The following is a 25,679-nucleotide window of genomic DNA, read 5'->3' as shown; positions in this document are numbered from 1 at the left end:
AAATAATAGATGACTACAGCCCGCACTACAAGTCGGAAATAGCAAATTCCCCATTATTTTTGTGTAAAAAACACTTCCGGAAAGACGCAAATTGATAAATAGAAGTAACCGCGAATTGACATTCCCTTGCCGCGGCGGAGGTTGCTACAATATTTATATAACTTATCCTATAAGTTTTATTGGAAATCAACCGGTTCACCGGAGATATAACCAAACAGCCCGTATTCATTGCGGAGAAGAGGGGAGGGCTCTAATGGCTTCAGAAAAAATTCAATTTGGCTGGTTTTTGCCTACCTCCGGGGATGGCCGCTATGTAGGAACTGCTCCTGAGAGGGAAGCAACACTTGCCTATTTAATTGAAGTGGCGCAGATGGCGGAACGTTCGGGACTAGAGTTCGTCCTCATCCCGACCGGAGGAGCCTGCCTGGATTCATGGGTCGTCGGTTCAGCGGTAATAAGCCATACTACATCTCTTCAGGCGCTTGTGGCTGTAAGACCCGGATTGATTACTCCGGTACTGGCGGCCCGAATGGCCGCTTCTCTGGATCAGCTGTCAGGAGGGCGGGCAATGATTAATGTGGTAACCGGAAGCTCCGTCCAGGACTTGGAGCAGCTGGGCGATCCGCTTGCCCATGCCCACGACGAACGGTATGAACGGGCGAAGGAATACATGCAGGTCATGAAGCTTGCCTGGAGCGGGTCAGGCGGGACCGCCTACTCAGAATTCTCAGATCAGGGGAGTGAGTTGGCAGCTGCTGCAGATTCCGGATCGGCGTTTGCCGGCAAGTACTATCAGTTCCACGGTCCGGTCAACATGCCGGTTGCCGTACAGCAACCCCATCCCCCTCTATATTTGGGAGGAAGCTCACCGGTTGCACGGCAGACTGCCGCAGAACACGCCGATACTTACCTGATGTGGGGGGAACCGCCTGAATGGATTGCCGGACAAATTGCCGAAATGGAGCAAGTGCAGGAACAATATTTGGTGGAGACCGGAATCAAACGGAAGGTTAGGTACGGATTAAGGGCGCAGGTACTCATCCGTGATAGCGAAGAGGAGGCATGGGAAGCAGCATGGAAGCTCATCAGCTTTGCCTCTGAAGATAAGCTGCAGCAAGCTAAGCGGGATTTTACACAGACCGATGCCTCCGGGCAGCGCAGACAGAATGAGCTTCGTGAACAGTCAGCCGCTGATAATTTTGTCATTGGCCCCAACCTGTGGAGCGGTTTATCACTTGTCCGGTCAGGAGGAGCCATGATGATTGTCGGCACAGCAGAACAAGTCACAGATGTTCTAATCCGTTATGCCGAGATTGGCATAAGCACATTTATTCTATCCGGCTACCCTCATCTGGAGGAGGCGGACAACTTTGGTCACAAGGTATTGCCGCTTTTTCGTCAGCGGTGGAACAAGAACGATAACCTTTGAAGGAGGGTATTTCATTGAAAAAAAGTTCATTCCGTGCCAGTTTGTGGGCCGCAGCCCTTGCTGTAATGCTTCTTGTCTCAGCCTGCAGCAATAATACAGCATCCTCTTCCGCTCAGGAGAACTCTCCGGCGAAGGCTTCTGAAGCTCCGGCAGAGAGCGCGCAGCCGAAGGTTACGCTCAGCTTCCTGCACTGGCGGGGCGAAGACACCGAGTCGTTTAACGGGATTATTAAGAAATTTCAAGAGGAAAATCCTAATATCACCGTAGAGATGCAGACGCTCCCGTCGGATCAATACCAGGCCTCCGCACTTGCCAAGATTTCAGACGGTTCCACAGGAGATCTCTTTGCCTCTTTTCCGGGGGCACAGTTTGAAGCCGTAGCAAATGCCGGATTGTACACGGATTTGTCGGGAGAGCCATTTCTTGCGAATTATAGCGAGGCACTTATCCAGGCCGGTGTGAAAGAGAGTAAGCAATTGGCGGTTCCTTATCAGCTTGTCTATAATGACCCGATTTACAATGTGAAGATTTTTGAGCAATTGGGTTTGCAGCCCCCGTCAGACTGGGAAGGTTTCCTTGCGCTGTGCGCCAAGCTGAAGGAGAAAGGGCTGATCCCGATTGCTTTTGCCGGTGCGGATATCGGTCCGGGACAATTCATGAATACCATGGTGATGAACAATTTGCCCTCGGATGATGCTTTTACAAAGGTAGAGGCGGGCGAAGACAAGCTCACTAATGCCTGGTGGGTCAAGACGCTCAGCCAGATCAAAGAACTGAATGATAAAGGTTATTTCCAGCCGAATGCACTTGGCACTAAAGATGCAGCAGCAGGCGCTTTATTCATCCAAGAGAAGGCGGCTATCCTCGCCAGCGGATCATACCAGCTTGCCCAGAACAAGGCGCAGAATCCGGACCTTACGCAAAAGCTGCTGGCTCCTATCACGGTACCTGCGGATCAAGCCAAATATGAGGGCATCCATACCAGCACGTTTTTGCTGGGTGTGAACAGTAAATCCAAGCATCCAGAGGAGGCTAAGAAATTTCTGGAGTTCTTGAGCCGTGCGGATATTGCGGGCCAGTATGCCAATGAAACCGGGCAGAACGTCACGGTCAAAGATGTGGAATACAACACGACGGAGCTGAAGGCCGTCAGTGAATGGGGAGATAAGAAGACTCTGTTCCAGCCCCGGTTCACGATCAAAAATAGCGAGAACCAGAAAGCGGTGACGAATTCCATTCAAGCCGTACTGGGCGGTTCATCGCCTGAGGATGCTGCCAAGGAAGCACAGGCGATTGTTGATCAGCAGCTGTCCAAGTAGCCATGCGGAACCGTAAGCTGTTATGGATATTCGTGCTGCCTGGCCTGCTGCTGTATGGTGTAGTGTTCGTATATCCGACGGTCTTAGGCCTAGTTTATTCTTTTACGGATTGGGACGGATTCTCTGCCTCCTTCAAGCTGACAGGCTGGAAGAATTACCACAGCATTCTTGAGAGTATCGTCTTCCGCAAGGCGTTCTGGAACAATGTGAAATTTATGGCGGCAGTGGTAGCGGCACAATCGGTGATTTCGCTGGTTCTTGCACTGCTGTTGGTCAAAAACAGAAAAACGTATGTCTTTTTACGGGCGCTGTTCTTCTTCCCGGCCATTCTTTCTTCCGTTTCTGTCGGGCTGATCTGGTCGTTTGTCTACGATCCGGCGATCGGCTTGCTAAGCACCTTATTTCAAACTCTGGGTAGGCCGGAACTGGCGTTGAATTGGATTGGAGACAAAAAAATTGCGATCTACTCGATTGCAGCCGTGCAGGTGTGGGCCCATGCCGGACAGATGATGATTGTCTTCATTGCGGGACTGCAGAGCATTCCATCCGAGCTGCACGAAGCGGCTGTGATAGACGGTGGAAGCAGATGGCGTGTGTTCAGGAAGATCACCTGGCCGCTGCTTGCCCCTTCTGCGACGATCGTGCTGGCGTATACGACAATCCAGTCCTTTAAAGCGTTCGATCTTATCTTCACGATGACTGACGGCGGCCCCAACTTCTCCACGGAAATAATGACTACCTATATTTATCATCTGGCGTTCTCCAGTTATGCATTCGGAGAGGCCTCGGCCGGCTCCTCTTTATTCCTGGTACTGCTCTCTGTGCTTACGTTTCTGCAGTTCAAGGCGCTCCGTGCCGGCCGCATCTCTTATTAAGGAAGGGGAGCACTCTATTGATTGTGCATGTACGGCGGACGATTATCGTGTGCTATTCGCTGATCATCGTAGCGCCGCTCTATTTTGTATTCGTAACTGTGTTCAAATCCTCACAAGCTTTTTATGCAAGCCCACTGGGATGGCCTGCTGCGCCGACGCTCGATAATTTGGGGAAGCTGTTTGCCGGACAGCCAATCTGGCGTTATTTCTGGAACAGCATACAAGTGACGGCAGGCACGGTGCTGCTGGTACTCCTGCTGGGAAGCTTGATCTCTTTTGCAATTATTCGCTTTGGGGGCGCAGCGGGAACGGTATTATTTGCAATTTTTACAGCGGGACTGATCGTCCCCTCCCAAGTGAATATGCTGACCATCTTTGCTCTTGCCCGCAAGCTGTATCTGTCGGATCACTTGGGCGGCCTGATTCTGGTCTCCACCGCCTTGCTGCTGCCGCTGACCGTATTCATGCTGACCGGATTTATGAAGCTGCTCAGCCGGGAATTGATTGAAGCGGGCAGTTTGGACGGCTGCGGGGAGTGGAGCTTATACTGGCGGATTACCATTCCGCTGACCGCCCCATCACTGGCGGCTACGGCTACCTTTCTGCTGGTGATGGTGTGGAATGATCTGCTGATTCCCATGCTGCTGCTGAATGGAAAGTCGAAATTGACCTTACCGCTGGCGATGCTGCAATTCAGGGGGGAATATGTCACTGATTATCCGATGCTCCTGACGGGAGTAGTAGTAACCTCACTGCCGCTCGTGCTGCTCTTCTTGTTCCTGCAGCGTTATTTTATAGCCGGACTTACGGAAGGGGCACTTAAAGGGTAGCGGAGAAATTACGGGTTTTATAGAGATTGAACTTGAAAATATACAAAAAGGGAAGAGCGGCGGAAGGGAATTTTGAGCCTTACGGAGCGATAGCGTCCGCCTGAAAGCTTTCCGTAGGAAAGCTCGCTTCGGAAGCATATGCTGTCTGCGGATTTCCACCGTGGAAACGGTATAAATCAAGAAATCTGCAGAAGGGCAGCGGCCGGAAGTCCAAACATTCTCTGGAGTCACGGGCAAGCCCCAATAGCAAGCTTTATTCATAAACTTAAAAACTAAAGAGGTGAAGGATGATGTGTGCAGTATCGTTTCAGGCTTCCGGACAGACAAGTGAATTGACCTTGCAGGAAGTGTTGGAGAAATACAATGATGTATCACCGTTTGTCATTATCAAATCGGATATTACCCGCAGGTCATTTGTGTATACGGATCGGGCGCTGCAGGCGCTGGATAAAGACAAACATCAATATCAGCAGCGTGTATTAATCGGCTCCAATGGGGATGAACATGCCGCTGTACCGGTATCGCTCCTGCTCAGAGATGGAACTTCCATTATAGCTATGCCTTCGCCGGGTGCTAGAAATCCTTATGTAGTCGATCGAATCGACGGCAAGCTGTATATCACTGACCAGGGCAGAGTGGTAGAGGAGGTGGAGTACTGGTACAAACCCCATTATTATGACCAGTTCACCAGCTCCGGCAAACCGATGTGGCAGGTGGCTTCGGCAAGACCGCAAAGGCTGGATATCGATCCCAACAGTCATTGCCATTTCTGGAGCGGGGGGAACGGTTGTAAATTCTGCAATATCAACGCTAACTCTACCCGAAGCCATAAGGAAAGGAACATGGAAAAGCAGCTGAAGGCCCAGGATGTATACGAAACGGTTAAAGAGGCCCTGAAGCAGCCGGGCGCCTTTACCAATCTGAAGATGAGCTCTGGTTCCATTCTCAGCGGCCAGGAAATATTCGATGATGAAGTTGATATGTACATTGAAATGCTGCAGGCCGCCGGAGACAATTTCAAGGAACGCAAATTCCCAAGCACCCTTGTGGCCTCGGCTTTTAACGAGCGGCAGTTGGCCAAAATTTACGAGAATACCGGGCTGATGACCTACACCTCCGATATTGAAATTCCGAATGAGGCGTTATTCGCCTGGATCTGCAAAGGCAAACACAAGGAGGTCGGGTACAGGGAGTGGAAACGGAGGATTATCGCTGCGGTAGACATCTTCGGAGCAGGCAACGTCAGCAGCGGAATCGTCGGCGGCTGTGAAATGGCTAAACCCCACGGCATCAAGGATGAGGATGAGGCGCTGAAGATTGTACTGGAAGAGGCAGAAGATTTTGCAAGCCAAGGGGTTAGCATGGTTCATTGCGTATGGGTACCGATGCAGGGCTCTGCTTTCCATAACCAGGTCACCCCGTCGCTGGAATACTATGTACAGCTGGCTAAGGGATTAAGCGGAATACGGCAGAAATACCGTTTGAATATCGATATGGACAATTACCGGAAATGCGGTAATCACCCGGATACGGATCTGGATAGAGGAATAGGAGGAGCAACATTCCAATGCCATTAATAAGCGGAAGAATACAGACATTGCTGCAAGATCCACAGGCGACAAAAGTTCTGGCAACCGCCGATAAGCTCGGCAGTCCTCATATCATCCTTGATTCTACTATTACAAGTAATGAGCAAGGGCAAATTATCTATCTGGAGCTGATCGAAACTTCGCAGACGAATGTGAATCTGGTGAACAGCATCTGGTTCAAAAGGAAGGTTGCCATTCAGCTCTCCGGAACCGGAGAAGTCTATCTGATCAAAGGATATCCGGTGTACTCCATCATCAGCGGTCCGTTATTCGAGCACTATTACAAATTATGCGCGGCCAGAAATCCGGAATTTGATCTGTCGACCGTATGGGTGATTGAGCCTGATGAAGTCAGTGAAGACACCTACGAGGCCCGCAAGAGCAAAGAACGTGCAGAACATCCGCTTGTTATGCACCTTGACCGGCTGGCCAAGTAGCTCCAGAAGCTCCATGCAATTAATCCCGGGAGGTTTCAGTTAATGTCTGTGAGAGGAAGTTATCTGTTCACTTCGGAATCGGTTACGGAAGGGCATCCGGATAAAATCTGTGACCAGATCTCGGATGCGGTACTTGATGCGTTTCTGAAAAGTGATCCCCACGCCCGAGTAGCCTGTGAGGTCTCCATAGCTACAGGACTAGTGCTTGTCATTGGCGAAGTCAGTACGAACTCCGATTATGTGGATATACAGTCTGTCGTGCGGAATACCATAAAGGAGATTGGATATGTCCAGGCCCAGGGCGGATTCAGCTATGATACCTGCGCCGTCTTGGTCTCACTGAATGAACAATCTGCTGATATTGCCAGAGGTGTGAATGCTGCGCTGGAGAACCGGGGGACTGCTGTCAGTGCTGCGGAAACGGTAAATATAGGCGCAGGTGATCAGGGCCTGATGTTCGGATATGCAACGAACGAGACACCCGAATTCATGCCGCTGCCGATTGCCTTGTCACATCGCATTGCTGAGCGGTTGGCCGAGGTACGTAAGAATGGTACCCTTGATTATCTGCGTCCTGACGGTAAAACACAGGTTACCGTTGAATACCGGGAGGGTAAGCCCGTTCGTGTTGATACGGTTGTGGTATCCGCCCAGCATGCGGAAGAAATACCGCTTGAGAGAATTGAGCATGACATCCGGACCCATGTCATTCTGCCTGTGATTCCTCCTGAACTACTTGATACGAATACCAAATACTTCATCAATCCTACCGGACGTTTCGTTATCGGCGGACCGCAGGGGGATGCAGGCCTGACGGGACGTAAAATTATTGTGGATACTTATGGAGGCTATGCCCGGCATGGCGGCGGCGCATTCTCCGGTAAGGATCCTACGAAGGTGGACCGGTCGGGAGCATATGCCGCCCGCTATGTCGCCAAGAATGTTGTGGCTGCAGGACTGGCGGATCAATGCGAAATTCAACTGGCCTATGCAATCGGGGTAGCAAACCCGGTATCGGTATATGCTGATACCTTTGGAACAGGCAGGATAGATGAAGACAAGCTGGTAGAATTGATTCGCGCCAGCTTTGATCTCCGGCCGGCTGGCATTATAAGCATGCTGGATCTGCGCCGGCCCATTTACAGGCAGACTGCATCATATGGTCACTTTGGCAGAATTGGACTGGATCTTCCCTGGGAGCAAACGGATAAGATCGGACTTCTGCAAACTCAGGCGGATCTGCTAATGAAGGTAAGCCTGTAAGGTATTGATTCAATATTTATATGAGACCGCCTGCAAACAGGCCGCCCGGACTTGTATCCGGGCGTTTTTTATTATTTGTTCCGCAGATAGCATCGCTGGTTTCACCTTGTGATGTCATTAATTATTCGATATTTTCTAAAAAAATTCCTAGACATATATATAAAACGTTTCTTTAAATGATAAAATAACAGTAATCGGGGTAGCCATGATAAGAAATTATGTAAACGCTTATTGTAAGCGCTTCTATTTGCGCGGCTAAACAGTCATCATTTTGTTTTGTGTTGTCCTTGAAACCATTATTTAACTTAACAGGGGGAATAAACATGACTTTGCGTTTTGATTTTGGACCCTTCGGGGATGCAGCAGCAGGATATACCAAGGTTTCTTCATCTGATACATATAGTAGTGGGCAAGGGTACGGCTTTGTTGACTCCTCCCGCGTTACAGGGCATATCCGTGGAATGGAGCCGCTCAGCGGGGATTTCATCATTCCATTTGATACAGCGTTTCTGGTGGATGTGGAGGACGGAAATTACATAGTCTCTGTTCTGATCGGAGATGAGGAGGCTCCCACCTGCACAACGCTGAAAACCAATGGGGAAAGGCTTGTGCTGAAAAATTTCCGTACCGTTGCCGGACAAACCGCCCGTGAAATGTTTGGTGTGAATGTCCGAGGGGGTCAGCTGAGGCTTCGCTTCGGCGGGGCGGCTCCCCGGATCAATGCGCTTGAAATCATGCGTTCGGATGAACAGATTACGCTTTTTCTGGCGGGTGATTCTACGGTGACGGATGCAGGCGATGAGAAGGGGTTTCCGTTCTCCGGCTGGGGTCAGATGCTGCAGTTCTATTTCAAACATGACGTTGCCGTTGCCAATCATGCTGTCGGCGGGCGCAGCTCCAAGAGTTTTATTCAAGAAGGACGCCTGGATACGATCATGGAAGAAATTAAGGAAGGCGATTATTTATTTATCCAATTTGGACATAACGATCAAAAATGGGACGAGGCCCGTCATACAGATCCGCACACAACCTATCCGGAGCATCTTCGCCAGTATATTGCCGGAGCACGCGCCAAACAGGCTATTCCGGTGCTAATAACTTCTGTACACCGGCGGTATTACGATGCCGACGGCAAGCTGGCGGATACGCATGGCGACTACCTGGAAGCTGTAAGGCAGCTCGCAGCTGAAGAAGAGGTCCCGCTCATCGATCTTGCCGGGAAGAGCAAACGCTTATTTGAAGAGGCCGGGCCGCATGAGACAAAGTCGATCTTCCTCTGGGGCGCCCCTGGAGAATGGATGAACCATCCGGGCGGGATTGTTGACAATACCCACTTTCAGGAGCGGGGCAGTCTGCGGATTGCGGAATTAGTCGTTCAAGGAATAAGGGAGCTTGGCCTCCAAAAGCTGATCATGTTTCTCAAATAACCTTTCGTAATCTTATATAGAGATCATAGGGGGATCAAACATGAAAAAGATACCGATGATGCTGCAGCTGGCATTGATTCTATTCTGTATTATGGCCATTCCGACAGCTGTTCTGACCTGGTACAGCGGATCACAGATTATAGAGAACTCAGAAGCAGCCATCGGAGAATCGACACTTGCCGGGCTGAATGCCAACCGCAAATTAAACGAGAATGCACTTGCTAATCTTGCGCAGGATACGTCGCGGCTGGCGGCAACCAATATTTTTGAACCTATCCGCAGTGTGGACACATACAGCGAGCTTAACTCCAATTACAACAATGTGAGCCGGTCGTTATCTGTATTTAAAGAGCTGCTGAATTTGAACCGGCGGGTAGACGGCGTATACTCCTCCTATTTTCACTTGGATGGTTCGGATTATGTGATTTCTACGGATAGCGGCATTACTAAGCTGGAGCACTATGAGTCGCTTGATTGGACTACTAAAGCCCTTGAAGGGCGGAGAGGGATCAGCGGCGTGTGGGTTCCCCGTAAGCTGGACTCCGGCGTCAATGTTGTGTCTTATGTATATCCCCTTAACCGTCTGTCTTCCACCACGCGCGGGCTAATCGTTGTCAATATGCGTGAGAGCCAGATCGGCAATTACCTGCATGCCACAGAGGTGGGGGATAATACCACCCTGCTCCTGGCATCTGACGGCAAAGTGATTTCCTATAATGACAAGTCGCTGCTGCTCACGGACGGCTTTGAGCTGCCCTTTCTCCGGGAAATGCTGACCGAGGAAGCCAAAGAAGGGTATACGTTCCATGAGCTTGACGGCAAACGGATGGTATATGCGTGGAGCCGCTCCGATTTGTCCGGATGGTGGAATGTAAGCTGGAGCTCCATGGATGAGCTGATGTCCAAATCCCGTGATATGCAGGGAAATATTATCCTGCTTACCGGTGCCATTATTTTGCTGGGAACTGTATTGGCTGTCTTTCTGGCGACTTGGTTGTCCAGACCGCTAAGGCAATTGGTGCAGACAATCCGGGCGAAAAGCGACTTGGGTGTGGTGAATAAGAATGAGCTTGCCTTCCTGGATATGGCGTTCAAACGTATGCAGGAGGAAGAGGAAGGTCTGTTTCAACTGCTGCAGGAACGCGAACAGGATACCCGCAGTCTTGCCGTCCACCGTCTTCTGCGCGGGGAGATTACGCCCCGGATCACAGAGGTTTTTCCGGAAGCATGTTACAGAATCGCCGTGGTCTCCATCGACCAGTATAGACGGTATGTGGGCAATACCAATGTGGAGACACGCAGCTACCACCGGTATCTGCTTAATACGAAATACGAAAGTCTTTTTCCGGAGGGAATTCTGGCCCGCTCTGTCTATCATAACGACGGCTGTATGGTTATTGTCATGAACTTTAGCCCGGATGAGCACGAGCAAAGCGGCGGCCAGATCCATCAGGCGCTGGAAACGATCCGCGATCAGTCATCAGAACTGCTGGGGCATTCAGTCACGATTGGCGTAAGTGATTTGGCTAATGCACCTGAAATGCTCACCCAGCGGTTGTTTGAAGCGATGGAACTGATTAAGCAACGGATCATCAATGGTGCCGGAAGCATTATGTATTGGCAGGAGGAAGAGGAGAACAGCCGCAAATATATGGATTCCGAAAGCAGCGAGCGGCGGATTCTCAACTTCCTGGATGCAGGCAATCTCGACGGGATTATCAAAGAGCTTCAAATCATCCGCTGCCAGATCAGCTCAGAAGAGAATATTTCCTATGACAATATCATGTTTATCTATCACCAATTGATTGGTGCCACCATCAAGCATCTCCGGGAGAATCATATCGGCACCGGAAGAATGATTATGGGTAAAGGTAATATTTACTCCATTCTGGCTGCGATGGATACGCTTGATGAACTGGAGGAGTATTTGCATGAATTTTTCCGTGAAATTGTGCAGAGCCTGGACCGAAGCGCCGATGACACCAACCATGGAGAAAGGATCATTCAATATTTGAAGGGGAATTACCGTGAAGAAATTGTATTCGAGGATATGGCCAAGGAAATCGGCATTAGTTACTCCTATATGCGCAAGATCGTGTATGAGCAAACCGGAAAAAGCATGATAGATTTTGTGAATCAGCTGCGCATTGAGAAGGCCAAGGAACTGCTGATGGATACTGAATTAACGATTAAGCAAATTGCCGCAGAGGTTGGTTACTTCAACGTCCAGAGCTTCAACCGGTTTTTCCGCAAATATGAAGGCATGCCGCCGAGCAGCTACAAATCGGCCAAGAGTAAAAGCTCCTAGGAGCCTCCTCTTGGCCGCTCTGCGGCGGCTTTTGTTTGTAAATGAAAGCGTTTTATTTTTGGGAATGCCTATCATATTTGATCATAATGACGCTGCAGAAGCTGATAAAACCGCGCTTCGATCAAATCTGATGGGGATCATCAATACTCATGATTTTCAAAACAGGGCAAAGGGAATAGCATAGAACTCGAGCCGGTTGACCTGACTGGCAAGGTAATAACTTGGTGTAGGAGGTGAAACTTTGAAAGTTGCAAGCGCTTCAAAAACAAATCATACAGCTCTATTAAGTAAGAAACAGGGAATCGGGTATTATTTGCACCGTGACTGGCAGCTATATTTACTCGTATTATTTCCACTGGCTTTTGTAATCGTTTTCAAATATCTGCCGATGACCGGACTTGTAATCGCTTTTAAAGACTACAAAATTGCAAGGGGCTTTTGGGGCAGTGAGTGGGTAGGGTTTCAGATATTCCAGGAGATCTTCTCCAAACCTGATTTTGCCCGTGCCGTCCGCAATACGCTGCTGCTCAACATTCTGGATCTGTGCTTCAGCTTTACGATGCCGATCGTGCTGGCGATCCTGCTGAATGAGGTCAAAAGTGTAAGATTCAAACGCGTAAATCAGACGCTGCTGTACTTGCCGCACTTCCTTTCCTGGGTCATTATCGGGGCCATCGGTTATCAGCTCCTAAGTGAGGGAAGCGGTGTTGTTAACAATTTAATTGAACTCATGGGCGGGAATCGTATTCCGTTCCTGCAGGAAGACACCCATTGGCTGATCAGCTATCTGGCAATCGGTGTGTGGCAGAGTATGGGATGGGGAACCATTATCTACTTGGCAGCCATGAGCGGAATTAACCCGGAGATGTATGAAGCGGCTACCGTCGATGGAGCAGGACGCTGGAGAAAGGTATGGAATATTACCGTTCCTTCCATTCGTGCGACCATTGTAACCTTGCTGATTATGAACCTGGGGAAAGTCATGGAGGGCTCATTCGAGCGTATCTTCGCTCTGCAGAACAAGGCCACCACAGAGTTCACAACAACCATACCGGTGCTGGTGTACCGTTGGGGGATCGAGAGCGGCAATTTCAGCCGTGCGACAGCGCTCGGGCTATTCCAGTCCGTCATCGGTATTATCCTTGTAATAACGGCTGACCGCGTGGCTAAGAAGCTTGGCGAGGATGGAATATTATAAGAAAGGAGAGAAACCATGAGAGCATCAACCGGCAACCCTGCCGCACCACGTAAAGGGCGTTTGGACATCTGGGAATTGCTGATCCGCCTCGTTCTAATTATTGCTTCACTAGCGTGCTTGTTGCCGTTTCTGCATGTTGTGTCCAAATCCCTGAGTTCTGACTCCTTTGTCATTGCCAACAAGGTCTTTCTTTGGCCTGAGGGAATCACCATAGAAGCGTACAAGAAAATATTTGCAGATGCCAGTATCCTCCGTTCACTGTACATCTCGGTTATAGTAACCGTATTGTTCACCATTCTGGGGATGGTCCTGACCATTTGCGCCGCGTACCCGCTGTCCAGAACACAGTTTAAAGGCCGTAGAGTCATCACCTTCATCTTCCTGTTCACGATGTACTTTAGTGGAGGTATCATCCCGGACTACATGAACATTAACAATCTGGGACTGATGGATACGATATGGTCACTGGTTTTACCGTTGTCATTCAGTGCCTTCAATCTGCTGATCATGAAGACTTCCTTAACGAGCAGTATTCCCGTAAGTCTGGAAGAATCTGCGCGGATCGACGGTGCCGGGCATTTCCGAATCCTGATTAGTATTGTTCTCCCGTTGTCCAAACCGATTATGGCGACACTGGCACTCTTCTATGCGGTTGGACGCTGGAATGCTTACCAGGATGCATTGTTCTACATTAAGCATGAAACGGATCTGCGGCCGCTGCAGCTCAAGCTGTATTATCTGGTCATTCAGGCAAGTGAAAGCTTCCAGCTGGAAGCAACCCAGGTTTCGCTCAGTAATCCGGAAGTACTTAAAGCATCAGTCGTTGTGTTTGCCACTCTGCCTATTCTCTGCGTGTATCCCTTTGTTCAGAAATACTTCGTTCAGGGTGTTATGCTCGGAGCAGTCAAGGAGTAATCTTATGTTCCAGAATAGTAATTCTACAGTCCGAAAATTAAAATTGGGGGAATTGCGATGAACAAAAAAAGATTTGTTTCGTTAATGATGGCATCTGTCATGACGGCCGGCATGCTGGCCGGATGCTCCGGGGGAAATAACAACAATCAGAGTGCTGAGACTAACAAGCCTGCTGAGTCTGCTGCGGCCACTAATCAGAGTGAAGGAAGCTCTAACGACTATTCAAAGGGCTTTAAGGAAAGGGTCAGTCTGGATATTCCGGTCTATGAGCGTGCTTTCGAGGGCTGGAATGTAAGCGATAACTATTACACCCGCTGGGTTCAGAAGGAATTCGGTGATAAATACAATATCCAAGTCAATTATGTGCCAATTACCCGTAAGGGTGAAGTAACTGATTTCGAGCAGCTGCTGGCGTCGCATAAAGCACCGGATATTATTTTCCACTACGATATGCCGCAGGCACTTACTTATTACGGCGAGGATGTTATGCAGCCGCTGGATTATGCTGAAATCGAGAAATATGCTCCGACTTACTGGAAAAACATGGGTGAGACGATCAAGCAATATGGGGTCGTTGATGACAAGAATATCTTTTTCTTCGCCGCACGCCCTCAAGCCGACAACTTCGTCAACGTTATCCGCAAGGACTGGGTTGAGAAGGTGGGCATGAAGGTTGAAGATTTGACTTCACTTGAGAAATACAATGAGATGCTGGTGAAATGGAAGGAAGCCGGACTCGGTGTGACTGGCGGAGCCCTGATTCAACACAGCTTCAACTTTAACTACGCCTTCCGCGATTGGCCGGTTGACGCGAAATACCGCGCACTTTATTCCGATCTTAGCGTTGGTGACTTGACCACCGTTGAAACCGAGCGCTACCTGCGTAATCTGAACTATCAATACAATAACGGCCTCATTGATAAAGAGTTCTATCTGCGTAATGACGAGAATAAGGTCAAATCTGAATTCGTTGCCGGCAAGACAGGCAGCTACGGATTCTATCTGACAAACAATACGGACGTGTTTGCAGCTACTCTTGTGAACAACCCGGATGCTGAATTTGCAGTAGTTCCTCCGTTTGCAGGTGTTCCGGAAGGACTTAAGCCTCAGGGACGCGCTTACTGGCCGTTTGGCTTTATCATGGGGATCAACTATGAATCTACACCTGAGGAACGTGCTGCAGTCTGGATGTATCTCGAATGGCTCAGCCAGCCGGAGAATCTGTTCAAGTTCCAGAACGGTATTGAAGGGGAGAACTACACGCTTGATGCAGAAGGTATCGCTCTGAAGAATCCGGATTATAAAGGCGAATCCGTTCTGTCGCAGAACAACAACAAAGACTATTGGGGCCTTGTGACCGAAATTGCGCAGTATCAGGACGAAGCAAAAACCCGTAAGGCTAATCTCCGCAACTGGGCGCCGGCCGGCTATGAGGCTCTCGCCGATGATTTGGTGAAATATTATGATGAGACTGCAGAATTCCGTACACCTGATGCGCTGTTCACCGTTGTACTTGATAAGGTAAACGAGTATAAGACGGACCTGGATACCCTGTTCCAGGAATTGTACGTGAAGATCGCACTTGCTCCGGAAGCTGAGTTTGACGCAACCTATGAAGCCGCTAAGAAAACTTACCTGGAAGCGGGTTATCAGGAAATCCTAGATGAGAAGCAGGCGGCCATTGACGCAGGCAAGTTCCGTTAATCCCGCTTCGCCCGAAATAACTGAATAACCGCACAGATGAACAATCCCCGGCGGGCCGATCCATATGATATATGGAGGCCTGCCGGGGATTGTGTTATTCACGTGTACTATTCGCGTCCGTCGAGGAATACTTCCTCCGTGACCTGCACGAGACAGCGTGCCGCTGTACTTAGCCCCCCGCTGCCCTGATAGATCAGGCAGGTGGTGCGCTGGGTCTGCTCCAGCTCCTTGATGTGCAGAGAGACGAGTCCGCCGCCGTTCAGCAGCTCCGGACGAAGGTACGATTTCGGCAGCAGCGCGGCAGCCTTGATCGTCGGCAGCAGCCGGACGATCGCTTCGAAGGAGTCGATCTCCATCCGCACGTCCGGATCGACCCCGCAGCGCTGGAACAGCTCATCCGTCATACGGCGGTACCAGGTGCCTTTGGAGAAGAGGATCATCGGCAGCCGGGACAGATGCTCCATGGTCAGCTTCGCGGTTAAGGTCAGGGGATGATGCTCGGAGACGACCAGCCTGAGCTGGTCCTCGAACAATGGAATGCAGCGCAGTCCCGGTTCCTGAATCGAGGAGGCGATGATGCCGACATCGCATTTGCCCTCATTGACGGCTGAGACGATTTCATGCGTTTTGCCGGTGATCAGCTTCAGCTCCGCCGCCGGATATTTATTCATATAAGCATTCACAAGCGGGGGCAGTGTCGTCTGAAGCGTCGTCAGGCTGGCCCCCAGGGTAACGAGCTGCGGCTCGCCTTCCCTGAATTTGGACAGGGCCTCAAGAAATTTGGAACGCTGCTGCCGCTGCTCCAGGGCATAGGTGTAGGTCAGGCGGCCCACCTCAGTCAGCTCCAGCCGTTTGCCGAAGCGGTTGAATAATGAAACGCCAAGGCGCTCCTCCAGCTTGGAGATTTTACGGGAGAGGGCAGGCTGGGACAGATTGAGCTGGCGCGATGCCCGGTTGAGGCTTGAATGCTCCACGACCGCGGCGAAAATGTCCAAATCATCAAACATAACGGAGTTCTCCTTTGAGGAAGTCTGTTGTAATGCTGCTACTTTACGCTTGAACGGATATGGATGAAAGTGATAAAAGGCATAGCCGAATCACTAAAGGATATTTGCTTAATATAGAAAAAAGGCTGTTGTGTTGGGAAATGCTCGCTTTAAATGAGAATTATTATCATATTAAAAATATTCTTATGCAATTATTGTATAACGTTTAATAATTAGATTGCAATTCCCTTATAAGCGAAAAAAGAGTAACATGAAAAGTGACACAAGATATTCACATATTGTGAATAATAGAGCAATGTCCGGGAAAACAATGGATAATGGTGAAAATAGAGATTTGGCGAGCTTCTGCGGCCTTCGTTCCCCTGTTTCAACTGTACTCCCGGCGGTGTATGCTCATTAATGAAAACGCTGTTTTAATTGGAAAGGGGACACTTTGCATGAGAGGATTTTATTCCAGAAAGATTCATTCCTTGCTCGGCGTTATCCCGCTCGCATTCTTCTTCATCGAACATATGATGACGAATTTCGCGGCAGTAGAGGGTGGCGCTTCTGGTTTCACCGACAGTGTGCTATGGCTGAACAGTCTGCCGCTGGTCTTCTTCCTGGAATTGTTCGGCATCTGGCTTCCACTGCTATACCATGGAGTCTACGGGCTGTATATCGCCTACCAATCCAAGCCGAACCTGAACCGCTTCAACCTGGAACGGAACTGGCGTTATACGCTGCAGCGCATCAGCGGAATTATTACCTTCATCTTTATCGTGTGGCATCTGTTCCAGACTCGTGTCCAGGTGGCAGTCGGGAATGTAGAGCATGAAGAGCTTGGCGGCGTAATGCATGACATCGCAACCCAGCCGCTGCTGCTAGCCGTATATGTAATCGGTGTTGTGGCTGCCTGCTTCCATTTCTCCAACGGCCTCTGGTCCTTCCTGATCAGCTGGGGGGTTACCGTCGGACCGCGCTCGCAAAAAGTGTCCTCTGTACTCTGTCTCGGCCTTTTCGTCATTGTTACTTCCATGTTCCTGCTGTCGCTGTTCACGTTCCGTGACAACGAATTCCAGGCTGCAGCTTCGGCTGCACAGATCCTCCGGTCATTCTCTTAAGCGGGGCGTGGAATTTGACACGCTGCCCTTATCCGCCGCAGCATTCCATTTAGAGGCTGGACTGCACAGCAAACATTATATATTAGTGGTACGACAAAACTTTAGCGTATGCTTCCGGAGAGAGTTTTGTACGAAGCCTATCAGGGAGCGTATGCTCACAAAACTTAAGTAAATGCTTCCGAAGCCAGTTTTGTCGAAGCCGATTCAAGAAGTATATCCTAACAAAACTTTAGGAGTGAACAATCATGGCATCAGCCGATATCATTATCGTGGGCGGCGGGCTGGCCGGCCTGATGGCTACCATCAAGGCGGCAGAATCCGGCGCGCATGTTCATCTATTCTCTCTGGTCCCTGTCAAAAGATCGCACTCCGTCTGCGCACAAGGCGGCATCAACGGAGCCGTTAATACAAAGGGTGAGGGCGACTCACCCTGGGAGCATTTCGACGACACCGTCTACGGCGGTGACTTTCTGGCGAACCAGCCTCCGGTCAAAGCGATGTGCGAGGCCGCGCCGGGCATTATCCATCTGATGGACCGGATGGGCGTCATGTTCAACCGCACCCCGGAGGGGCTGCTCGACTTCCGCCGGTTCGGCGGGACGAAGCGTCACCGCACGGCGTTTGCCGGAGCTACGACCGGCCAGCAGCTGCTGTATGCGCTGGATGAGCAGGTACGGCGCTGGGAATCGGAAGGGCTGGTCACCAAAAGCGAGAACTGGGAGTTCCTCTCAGTGATTCTTGACGATGCCGGCGTCTGCCGCGGCATCAGTGCCCAGAATCTGAAGACCATGGAAATTCAGACCTTCCCGGCAGATGCGGTGATTCTGGCCAGCGGCGGTCCGGGGATTATTTTCGGCAAAACGACGAACTCGGTTATTAATACTGGAACTGCAGCCAGTGCCGTATACCAGCAGGGTGTGCATTATGCCAACGGGGAATTCATCCAGATTCATCCGACGGCAATTCCCGGTGATGACAAGCTGCGCCTGATGTCGGAATCGGCCCGCGGGGAAGGCGGACGCATCTGGACGTATAAGGACGGCAAGCCGTGGTATTTCCTTGAGGAGAAATATCCGTCGTACGGAAATCTGGTGCCGCGCGATATCGCTACCCGGGAGATTTTTAATGTGTGTGTGGACCAGGGGCTCGGTATTAACGGCGAGAACATGGTTTACCTGGACCTGTCGCATAAGGATCCGAAGGAGCTTGATGTCAAGCTTGGCGGTATTATCGAGATTTATGAGAAATTCATGGGGGATGATCCCCGCAAGATTCCGATGAAAATCTTCCCGGCTGTCCATTACTCCATGGGCGGTATGTGGGTCGATTATAACCAGATGACGAATATTCCCGGACTGTTCGCAGCAGGGGAATGTGAATACCAGTATCACGGCGCAAACCGGCTCGGCGCGAACTCGCTGGTGTCAGCCATTTACGGCGGGATGGTAGCAGGCCCCAAAGCCGTAGAATATATTAAGGGATTGAAGAAGTCGGTACAGGACATCCCGTCCACCGTGTTCGACAGCTTCCACAAGAAACAGACCGACAAATACGAATCGCTGCTGGCGATGTCCGGCACGGAGAATGCCTATGTGATCCACAAAGAGCTAGGCGAGTGGATGACCGCGAACATGACGGTGGTGCGTGAGAACAAGAAGCTTGAGGCCACCATTGGCAAAATTAAGGAACTCAAAGAGCGCTACGGCAGAATCAATATGAGTGATACCTCGCGCTGGAATAACCAGGGCGTTGCCTTCACCCGCCAGCTGTGGAATATGCTGGAGCTGTCCGAGGCGATGACGCTTGGCGCGCTGCTGCGGAATGAGAGCCGCGGAGCCCATTACAAACCGGAGTTCCCGCAGCGGAACGACGAGGAATTCCTGAAGACGACTAAAGCGACCTGGACCCCGAGTGGCCCGGAAATCTCCTATGAAGAGGTCGATGTCTCGCTGATTCCTCCACGGGTACGCGACTACTCGAAGGACTAAGAAGCAACGAAGTCGGAAGATCATCATAACGTTTTACGAAGAAAAATCGAAGAAGCATTGCTCACAAAACTTAGCGTATGCTTCCGAAGTGAGTTTTGTACGAAGGAAAACCAGAGGAGTAACGCTCACAAAACTTAGGAGGTAACCGATATGGCGGAAACTGTTGCAGCTCCCAAAAACGTAAAGTTTATCATTACCCGCCAGGACGAACCAGAGAGCTCGCCCTATACCGAGGAATTTGAACTGGCCTACCGGCCGGGGATGAATGTAATCAGCGCCCTGATGGAGATCCAGCGTAATCCGGTCAATGCTACGGGCGACAGCACAGTTCCGGTCTGCTGGGAATCTAACTGTCTGGAGGAAGTGTGCGGCGCCTGCTCAATGGTAATCAACGGCAAGCCGCGCCAGGCCTGCGCTGCGCTGATCGATAATCTGGAACAGCCGGTGCGGATTGAACCCATGAAGACGTTCCCTGTGGTGCGTGACCTTGTGATCGACCGCAGCCGGATGTTTAATGCGCTCAAGCGTGTCAAAGCATGGATTCCGATTGATGGGACGTATGATCTGGGTCCCGGACCGCGGATGGCGGAGAAGAAACGCCAATGGGCTTACGAATTGTCCAAATGCATGACCTGCGGCGTCTGTCTGGAGGCCTGTCCGAATGTGAATGAAAAGACAAACTTCATCGGTCCGGCAGCCATCTCCCAGGTGCGCCTGTTCAACGCCCATCCTACGGGTGAAATGAACGCCGACGAACGCCTGGAGGCACTGATGGAGGATGGCGGTATCGACGGGTGCGGCAACTCGCAGAACTGCGTACGTGCTTGTCCAAAAGGTATTCCGCTGACTACCTCTATCGCCGAGATCAACAAACAGACCACCAAGCATATGTTCAAACGCTGGCTGGGTGTATAACGCAGCATTCATACTTTAAATTAGTCACGGGCCGTCCCTCAAGGCATATTTTGCCGTAGGGGGCGGCTTTTGGCATGGGATGATATTATAAAAGTAATGTGTTTCTTTTGGCCGGAGAAATGGGTACATGGTATACATTCCGTGAATACATAGGAACAGCCCGGAAAAGCCAAACTTAAACAATTATAGATGGATATGTTATAATCTCCGTAGCTAAAGCGGCTTTCAGGCCATGGAGAATCAAGGAGGAATTACGGTGATTTGTCGGGAGCAGGACGGAGCATTTGTAATGATTAAGCAGCATGAGCACGGGCGGCTGGCCGGAGAATTTGCAGCAAATTTCAAGGAAGAGCAAGTGCCGGTACCCAAACGCCGGGCGGAAGTGCTGAGGGCAATCAGCAACCATGACCGGGGCTGGATCGACCTGGACGAAACGCCCTTCTGGAATGATGCGGAAGGGGCCCCTTACAGCTTCATAGATTTTCCGGTTGTGCCGAAGCTCACGTTCTATAGACGCGGCCTTAATGAGATAGAAGCGGATACTCTGTATGGTGCCCTGCTATGCAGCCTGCATTTCGAACGGCTAATTGAAGTATCCGGCGAGGAAAATCGGGAGTTGAACAACTATCTGAAGGATGAAGCGGAGCGCAGAGCGCGCATTCACCGGGAGCTGGAACAGAACGCTGATCCGATTGGCGAGGCAGAGCTGTACTACGACGCTAGGCTGCTGCAGTTCTGTGATGATCTGTCGCTGTATCTGGGACTGAATGAGCCGGGGAGTCCCAAATCCGAGGAGCATCCCTGGTGGACAGACGGTTTTTCGGGCAGCGAGGATTTCAGCTTTACTTCAGGAAGGATAATTACGGCAGAATGGCAGGATGCATCTACACTGCTGCTTGAACCCTTCCCGTTCACCCGGGAGGTTGAGGTAACCTTCAGTCTGCGCCGGGTCAGCCGTAGGGATATTGCGGATAAAGGTATTGCGCGCGCGTATCATGAGACACCGGATGAAGAATGCCGGATCACCGTGACCCCCCGTCCGGATGAGGCCGTATAACGGGCGGCGGGACTAACGGAGAGAATGAGAAGTGAGCCCGCAGGCCACACGGACAGGAGTGTAAAGCCATGGACTTTTGGATATGGACCTTCAATGCATCTGTAATTATTATCCTGCTGTCGTTGTGGCTTTACCGGATGAAGCTGAGCTGGATGGGCAAAGCGGTGCTGCTCGCGCCAATTCTGATTTACGTGCTGATTTCGGTCGAGGATTTGCTGAACTGGATTGACCTGGGGACGATTGTGCCGGGCGACCGAGGGCTGCGGGGGCTGATTTTACTTTTTGTCCTGGCCTCTGTGCTTTTCTATATTCTGTTTATCTTCCATGAAATTAAGCAGTCGAACAGCAAAGAAGTGAGAATGCAGCAAACGCTGGTCCGCATCAGCATCGCTGCCTTCACCTGCATTATTTTTTTTACGGTTGTATATACATCCATATATAAGCTGTTTGGACAGTCCTCCTTTCAAGGTCAGGGGCTCGGTGCTGATCTGCTCAGCCAGCTGATAACCTTTCTATACTTTAGTGTAGCTACCTTTACGACTGTGGGGTACGGGGATGTGGCTCCGACGGATAATACCTCGCGGCTGGTGGTCGTTATGCAGATCAGCTTCAGCTTCATTACGGTAGCTTATGCCCTGTCCATGCTGGGTTTGTTCCGTAAAATCCTGGGTTCGGGCACGGAGGAAGAGATTGAGGCAGCGATTGAAGTGGATATAGAGAATGCCGTCGAAAATAAGCAGGAGGAGGTAGAGGAAGAGAAAGAGAAAGAGAAAGAGAAAGAGAAAGAGAAAGAGAAGTCAGCACAGCCTGATCCTACAGAATAATCAAGTTAAGAAAGGAGAATCTCCCTATGAATACAGGATCACCCGGGACTTCTCCCAATCATGAAACAAATCCGGCAGACGGAAGCGGCCGTTATAGTGCTCCTGTACCGGAAAAGGGACGCAAAATAACCCGCCGCCAGTTCCTGGCCAGAGGAGCGGCCACCGTGTTTGGTGCTGGACTGCTTACAAGCGGTTATGTCTGGCAGGGAGAGCCCAACTGGCTTGAGGTTACGAAGCTGGAGCTTTCCCTGAAGCAGCTTCCTTCCGCTTTTTCCGGGATCCGGCTGGTGCATTTCAGCGATGTTCATCTGGGCTTCAACAAGGATGCACATGATGTGAAACGGCTCGTGAAGCATATTAAAGAAGCACAGCCGGACATTATCTGCTTCACCGGAGATATTGTGGACAGCAATGCCGAAGACCTGGAGGATTCCGTGGCCTTGCTTGCAGAGTTGACGGCCCCGCTGGGCAAATACGCGATTTTTGGCAATCATGATTATAAAAATACAGAGCTGTTAACCCGCTTATTGCAAACCGCCGGTTTTGTCGTGCTCCGGAATCAGTCCTATCTGATCCGGCAGGGCGGCGCGAGGATCGCGGTTGCCGGCCTGGAAGACATGCTGAAGAGTGCTCCTGATCCCGAAGCCGCGCTGAAAGGTATACCGGATGACACGTTTACGGTGCTGCTTATGCATGAGCCGGATTATGCGGATACTGCGGAAAGCTACCCCTTCCATCTGCAATTATCAGGACACAGCCATGGCGGCCAGATCCGCCTGCCCTTTGTCGGAGCAGCATACACGCCTTACGGCTCGCAGAAATACATAAACGGATTATATTACACCGCGAAACAAGCAATGCCGGTTTATGTGAACAGAGGTTTCGGCGAAACCTATATGCCTTTCAGGCTGCTGTGCAGGCCGGAGCTGACCGTGTTCACCCTCCGCCGGGCCTAGCGGAGGGTGAGCGCATATCCGCTGTCCGCTGCTTAATGACGGAAAGAGCTAAAGGACTTCAACCATCAGCTGCAGAGAAGAGGGGAAAACATGATTACTTACGAAACCATATCATTGATCACCCAACAAGGAACAGCGGTTGAACTGAGGCCGCTGCAGCCCGCCGAAGCCGGCAGGCTGCAGGCCCTTCTCTCGCACCCGGAGGTACAGCCGCATATTGTGCTGCGCTGCGGAGCTGGCTCCCAGAAGGCTGTGCTGGACAAACTGGTGCACCGGATGATCTATGCATATGATCCGTGCGCATTACATGCCGGCATCTATCCGAGAGGCGGGGAGGAGCTGATTGGAACGGTCTCTCTGCAGAACTGGAACCGGCATGAAGGTAAAGCTGTGCTCGGCTATATGCTGCATCCCGACTGGTGGGGAGCGGGGCTCGCTTCAGAAGCAGTCGGACTGCTGCTGGGCTATGCACGACAGGAGCTTGGATTGGCTAAGGTAGAGGGACGCTGCCGCGGCGATAACCTGAGAAGCGAGCGGGTCATGCTCAAAAACGGTCTGGCGCTGGAGCGTATCCTGCCAATTGCCGATGGCTCCGGCGATGTAATGAAAGTATTCACTTTGTTACACAATTGAAATAAAGCCGTTATCAAACTCTAACAGTGTCCGGTTAAACTAAGTACATGACCCCCTTTTGAAAATATAACTGCTGCTGGGACCCGAGGAATCGGGTCCATTTTTTTGCGTATATCCCCGGAGACTGGCGGTGCCCGAGTTTATTGGGGTATGATAAATAGACATGTTGTACGTTTATTTTACATTGGGGAGGTAATCATACTTTGAATGAAGTGCTAAGGACCTTGAACAATCACCGTTCGTTCCGCAAATATGAGCAGCGGCCGGTGGAAGCGGATAAGCTGAGGCTGATTATCGAAGCTGCACAATCGGCCCCATCCTGGGTCAACGGGCAGCAGGTAACGGTTATTGCTGTGCAGAATGAGCAGCGCAAAGAACAGCTGTCGGTGCTGAGCGGGAATCAGAAGCACGTGGCTGATGCACCGGTATTTTTAGTGTTCTGTATGGATTTTTACCGCACTAAATTAGCCGCCGAGCTGGAGGGGCAGCCGTTTGAGACAGCCGGTGATGTGGATGCGCTGCTCGTCGGGGCAGTAGATGTGGGGATCGCGCTGGAGAGTGCAGTTGCCGCTGCTGAATCCCTGGGCCTCGGCATCATTCCAATCGGGGGAATCCGCCGCAATACGGCAGGTGTGATCGAGCTTCTGCAGCTGCCGGAGTATGTATTTCCGGTTGTCGGCCTGTGCGTCGGATACCCTGGTGAAGAGCTGCCCAAGAAGCCGCGTCTTCCGCTGGAGGCAGTGTATCATGAGGAGTGCTACAACCCGGACCTGAAGAGCAGCATTCAGGAATACAACACGGCATACCGGGAGTATCTTAAAGATCTGGGCCTGACGGAGCGGGACTGGAGTTCCACGATCGCCCATTTCTATGCCATGAATCCGCAGTACGGCGATGCCGGAAGGACACTTCCGCAGCAGGGCTTTACCTGCGACAATCTGCAGAAATAACAATAAGTGCCGCAATGGTTTACGGTTGCAATTCCATGTTAAATGGATGGGCTACTCTCAATAAAAGCCTCCACCTGCACGTTACATGCAGTCGGAGGCTTTTGTAATTTCCGTCTATAGTGCTACAGTCTGTTTCTCTTTACGCTTGAAGTAGACCCAGTGGGTAAACCCGATTTCCTTGAGACGGGCGGCCACAGCCCCCTGCTGATCCGCGACCCTGGAAGGCTTATGCGCATCGGAGCCGAAGCTGACCTCTACACCGTAATGCAGGGCGCGCTCCAGAATATCATCTGACGGGTACCAGCCGCCGCACAGCTTGGTACCGCCTGAGGTGTTGATCTCAATCGCTACACCGCATTCGCCGATAACTCGGAGGCACTCGTCAATCTCGGCGGCTGCCGGGATCTGCGAGAAGTTTGGATAGTTCCCCTTCATGGCATCAATGTGGCCGAGAATCTGGAACATACCGCTGCGGGCGGATTCGGTGATCAGCCGGTAATACTCTGCTTTGACCGCATGCATTTGCTTCGGCCCGAGCTTTTTCCAGCGGCTCTTGTTGAAGATGCTGTCACCCTCGACGTTATGTACCGAACCAATGATATAGTCAAAGGGGTAGGCGGCCAGCGTGGTCCGGTACAGTTCAGCATGCTGGGGGAAATAGTCTGATTCGATGCCAAGCAGGACATCAATGGTGCCGGCATATTCTTTTTGCAGAGACAATACTTCATCTACGTAATTCGCTATTTCCGATTTGGCCATTGCGATGCGGGGAAATGCCTGCTCGGAAGGGCTGGCAAAATAAGGCGTGTGATCGGAAATACCAATGACGCTAAGACCGGCGGCGATACCCGCCTCTATATAATCCCGGATGCTTCCGTCGGCATGGCCGCAGCGGAAATGATGGGTATGCAGATCAAACTTCATGAGTGGAACATCTCCTTTGGCCATAGTG

Annotated in this window: 23 protein-coding genes; 21 read left to right on the top strand and 2 right to left on the bottom strand. The window is 50.9% G+C overall.

The features are described from left to right. Positions 1-253: 253 nt before the first annotated feature. From QU597_RS23565 to QU597_RS23505, 13 genes are all read left to right on the top strand, one after another. Positions 254-1,429, top strand: a complete 1,176-nt coding sequence (locus tag QU597_RS23565; protein WP_310830073.1) for an LLM class flavin-dependent oxidoreductase — start codon at positions 254-256, stop codon at positions 1,427-1,429. Between the two features lie 14 nt (positions 1,430-1,443). Next, positions 1,444-2,748, top strand: coding sequence for an ABC transporter substrate-binding protein (locus tag QU597_RS23560; protein ID WP_370656210.1), 1,305 nt, complete (start codon positions 1,444-1,446; stop codon positions 2,746-2,748). 2 nt (positions 2,749-2,750) lie between these two features. Further along, on the top strand, positions 2,751-3,623 hold the full coding sequence (locus tag QU597_RS23555; protein ID WP_310830072.1) for a carbohydrate ABC transporter permease: 873 nt from the start codon (positions 2,751-2,753) through the stop codon (positions 3,621-3,623). A gap of 23 nt (positions 3,624-3,646) precedes the next feature. Next, complete coding sequence (locus tag QU597_RS23550; RefSeq protein ID WP_310833393.1) at positions 3,647-4,453, top strand: carbohydrate ABC transporter permease; 807 nt, start codon at positions 3,647-3,649, stop codon at positions 4,451-4,453. A 287-nt stretch (positions 4,454-4,740) separates the two neighbouring features. Next, positions 4,741-6,030, top strand: a complete 1,290-nt coding sequence (locus tag QU597_RS23545; protein ID WP_310830071.1) for a radical SAM protein — start codon at positions 4,741-4,743, stop codon at positions 6,028-6,030. Next, positions 6,021-6,479 carry a hypothetical protein gene (locus tag QU597_RS23540; protein WP_310830070.1) on the top strand — a complete coding sequence of 153 codons (459 nt, stop codon included), beginning with the start codon at positions 6,021-6,023 and terminating at the stop codon, positions 6,477-6,479. Before QU597_RS23545 ends, QU597_RS23540 begins: the two co-directional genes overlap by 10 nt. 42 nt (positions 6,480-6,521) lie before the next feature. Next, positions 6,522-7,742: a methionine adenosyltransferase gene (metK, locus tag QU597_RS23535; protein WP_310830069.1), complete on the top strand. Its 1,221-nt coding sequence runs from the start codon at positions 6,522-6,524 to the stop codon at positions 7,740-7,742. A gap of 323 nt (positions 7,743-8,065) precedes the next feature. Next, positions 8,066-9,169, top strand: a complete 1,104-nt coding sequence (locus QU597_RS23530; RefSeq protein ID WP_310830068.1) for a rhamnogalacturonan acetylesterase — start codon at positions 8,066-8,068, stop codon at positions 9,167-9,169. Between the two features lie 40 nt (positions 9,170-9,209). After that, entirely contained in the window at positions 9,210-11,477 is a 2,268-nt protein-coding gene (locus tag QU597_RS23525; protein ID WP_310830067.1) for a helix-turn-helix domain-containing protein, read from the top strand. 10 nt (positions 11,478-11,487) lie between these two features. After that, positions 11,488-11,661: a hypothetical protein gene (locus QU597_RS23520; RefSeq protein ID WP_310830066.1), complete on the top strand. Its 174-nt coding sequence runs from the start codon at positions 11,488-11,490 to the stop codon at positions 11,659-11,661. Positions 11,662-11,718: 57 nt separating this feature from the next. After that, positions 11,719-12,675, top strand: a complete 957-nt coding sequence (locus tag QU597_RS23515; RefSeq protein WP_310830065.1) for an ABC transporter permease — start codon at positions 11,719-11,721, stop codon at positions 12,673-12,675. A gap of 15 nt (positions 12,676-12,690) precedes the next feature. Beyond that, positions 12,691-13,590 (top strand): carbohydrate ABC transporter permease, encoded by a 900-nt coding sequence (locus QU597_RS23510; protein WP_236335462.1) that lies wholly within the window; start codon positions 12,691-12,693, stop codon positions 13,588-13,590. 57 nt (positions 13,591-13,647) lie between these two features. Continuing rightward, positions 13,648-15,294, top strand: a complete 1,647-nt coding sequence (locus QU597_RS23505) for a type 2 periplasmic-binding domain-containing protein (RefSeq protein WP_310830064.1) — start codon at positions 13,648-13,650, stop codon at positions 15,292-15,294. 107 nt (positions 15,295-15,401) lie between these two features. On the opposite strand, the gene QU597_RS23500 is transcribed toward QU597_RS23505, so the two are convergent. Next, complete coding sequence (locus QU597_RS23500) at positions 15,402-16,301, bottom strand: LysR family transcriptional regulator (RefSeq protein ID WP_310830063.1); 900 nt, start codon at positions 16,299-16,301, stop codon at positions 15,402-15,404. A 437-nt stretch (positions 16,302-16,738) separates the two neighbouring features. On the opposite strand from QU597_RS23500, the gene QU597_RS23495 reads away from it, so the two are divergent. The 8 genes from QU597_RS23495 (at position 16,739) to QU597_RS23460 (ending at position 24,727) form a co-directional block, all read left to right on the top strand. Then, entirely contained in the window at positions 16,739-17,404 is a 666-nt protein-coding gene (locus QU597_RS23495; RefSeq protein WP_206101864.1) for a succinate dehydrogenase cytochrome b558 subunit, read from the top strand. Positions 17,405-17,649: 245 nt separating this feature from the next. Continuing rightward, a complete protein-coding gene (sdhA, locus tag QU597_RS23490; protein WP_310830062.1) occupies positions 17,650-19,392 on the top strand; it encodes a succinate dehydrogenase flavoprotein subunit in 1,743 nt (580 codons plus the stop codon). A 150-nt stretch (positions 19,393-19,542) separates the two neighbouring features. Beyond that, positions 19,543-20,307 carry a succinate dehydrogenase iron-sulfur subunit gene (gene sdhB / locus QU597_RS23485; protein WP_236335455.1) on the top strand — a complete coding sequence of 255 codons (765 nt, stop codon included), beginning with the start codon at positions 19,543-19,545 and terminating at the stop codon, positions 20,305-20,307. A gap of 256 nt (positions 20,308-20,563) precedes the next feature. Next, positions 20,564-21,364 (top strand): DUF3891 family protein, encoded by an 801-nt coding sequence (locus QU597_RS23480; protein ID WP_310830061.1) that lies wholly within the window; start codon positions 20,564-20,566, stop codon positions 21,362-21,364. Between the two features lie 68 nt (positions 21,365-21,432). Then, positions 21,433-22,188 carry an ion channel gene (locus tag QU597_RS23475; RefSeq protein ID WP_310830060.1) on the top strand — a complete coding sequence of 252 codons (756 nt, stop codon included), beginning with the start codon at positions 21,433-21,435 and terminating at the stop codon, positions 22,186-22,188. A 26-nt stretch (positions 22,189-22,214) separates the two neighbouring features. Next, positions 22,215-23,144: a metallophosphoesterase gene (locus QU597_RS23470; protein WP_310830059.1), complete on the top strand. Its 930-nt coding sequence runs from the start codon at positions 22,215-22,217 to the stop codon at positions 23,142-23,144. A gap of 90 nt (positions 23,145-23,234) precedes the next feature. After that, positions 23,235-23,777: a GNAT family N-acetyltransferase gene (locus QU597_RS23465; RefSeq protein ID WP_310830058.1), complete on the top strand. Its 543-nt coding sequence runs from the start codon at positions 23,235-23,237 to the stop codon at positions 23,775-23,777. Positions 23,778-23,989: 212 nt separating this feature from the next. Beyond that, on the top strand, positions 23,990-24,727 hold the full coding sequence (locus tag QU597_RS23460; protein ID WP_310833392.1) for an NADPH-dependent oxidoreductase: 738 nt from the start codon (positions 23,990-23,992) through the stop codon (positions 24,725-24,727). Positions 24,728-24,841: 114 nt separating this feature from the next. Here QU597_RS23460 and QU597_RS23455 read toward each other — a convergent pair whose 3' ends face one another. After that, positions 24,842-25,651: a histidinol-phosphatase gene (locus QU597_RS23455; RefSeq protein WP_310830057.1), complete on the bottom strand. Its 810-nt coding sequence runs from the start codon at positions 25,649-25,651 to the stop codon at positions 24,842-24,844. Positions 25,652-25,679 lie beyond the last annotated feature (28 nt).

The organism is Paenibacillus pedocola (assembly GCF_031599675.1).
GTDB lineage: Bacteria > Bacillota > Bacilli > Paenibacillales > Paenibacillaceae > Paenibacillus_AQ > Paenibacillus_AQ pedocola.
This window is presented reverse-complemented; position numbering and strand designations above follow the sequence as displayed.

Coding starts and splice junctions, on each gene's coding strand:
- QU597_RS23530 (WP_310830068.1), top strand. CDS start 8,066: ATGACTTTGCGTTTTGATTTTGGACCCTTCGGGGATGCAGCAGCAGGA.
- sdhA (WP_310830062.1), top strand. CDS start 17,650: ATGGCATCAGCCGATATCATTATCGTGGGCGGCGGGCTGGCCGGCCTG.
- metK (WP_310830069.1), top strand. CDS start 6,522: ATGTCTGTGAGAGGAAGTTATCTGTTCACTTCGGAATCGGTTACGGAA.
- QU597_RS23505 (WP_310830064.1), top strand. CDS start 13,648: ATGAACAAAAAAAGATTTGTTTCGTTAATGATGGCATCTGTCATGACG.
- QU597_RS23465 (WP_310830058.1), top strand. CDS start 23,235: ATGATTACTTACGAAACCATATCATTGATCACCCAACAAGGAACAGCG.
- QU597_RS23510 (WP_236335462.1), top strand. CDS start 12,691: ATGAGAGCATCAACCGGCAACCCTGCCGCACCACGTAAAGGGCGTTTG.
- QU597_RS23540 (WP_310830070.1), top strand. CDS start 6,021: ATGCCATTAATAAGCGGAAGAATACAGACATTGCTGCAAGATCCACAG.
- QU597_RS23470 (WP_310830059.1), top strand. CDS start 22,215: ATGAATACAGGATCACCCGGGACTTCTCCCAATCATGAAACAAATCCG.
- QU597_RS23545 (WP_310830071.1), top strand. CDS start 4,741: ATGATGTGTGCAGTATCGTTTCAGGCTTCCGGACAGACAAGTGAATTG.
- QU597_RS23555 (WP_310830072.1), top strand. CDS start 2,751: ATGCGGAACCGTAAGCTGTTATGGATATTCGTGCTGCCTGGCCTGCTG.
- QU597_RS23565 (WP_310830073.1), top strand. CDS start 254: ATGGCTTCAGAAAAAATTCAATTTGGCTGGTTTTTGCCTACCTCCGGG.
- QU597_RS23500 (WP_310830063.1), bottom strand. CDS start 16,301: ATGTTTGATGATTTGGACATTTTCGCCGCGGTCGTGGAGCATTCAAGC.
- QU597_RS23495 (WP_206101864.1), top strand. CDS start 16,739: ATGAGAGGATTTTATTCCAGAAAGATTCATTCCTTGCTCGGCGTTATC.
- QU597_RS23475 (WP_310830060.1), top strand. CDS start 21,433: ATGGACTTTTGGATATGGACCTTCAATGCATCTGTAATTATTATCCTG.
- QU597_RS23525 (WP_310830067.1), top strand. CDS start 9,210: ATGAAAAAGATACCGATGATGCTGCAGCTGGCATTGATTCTATTCTGT.
- QU597_RS23455 (WP_310830057.1), bottom strand. CDS start 25,651: ATGAAGTTTGATCTGCATACCCATCATTTCCGCTGCGGCCATGCCGAC.
- sdhB (WP_236335455.1), top strand. CDS start 19,543: ATGGCGGAAACTGTTGCAGCTCCCAAAAACGTAAAGTTTATCATTACC.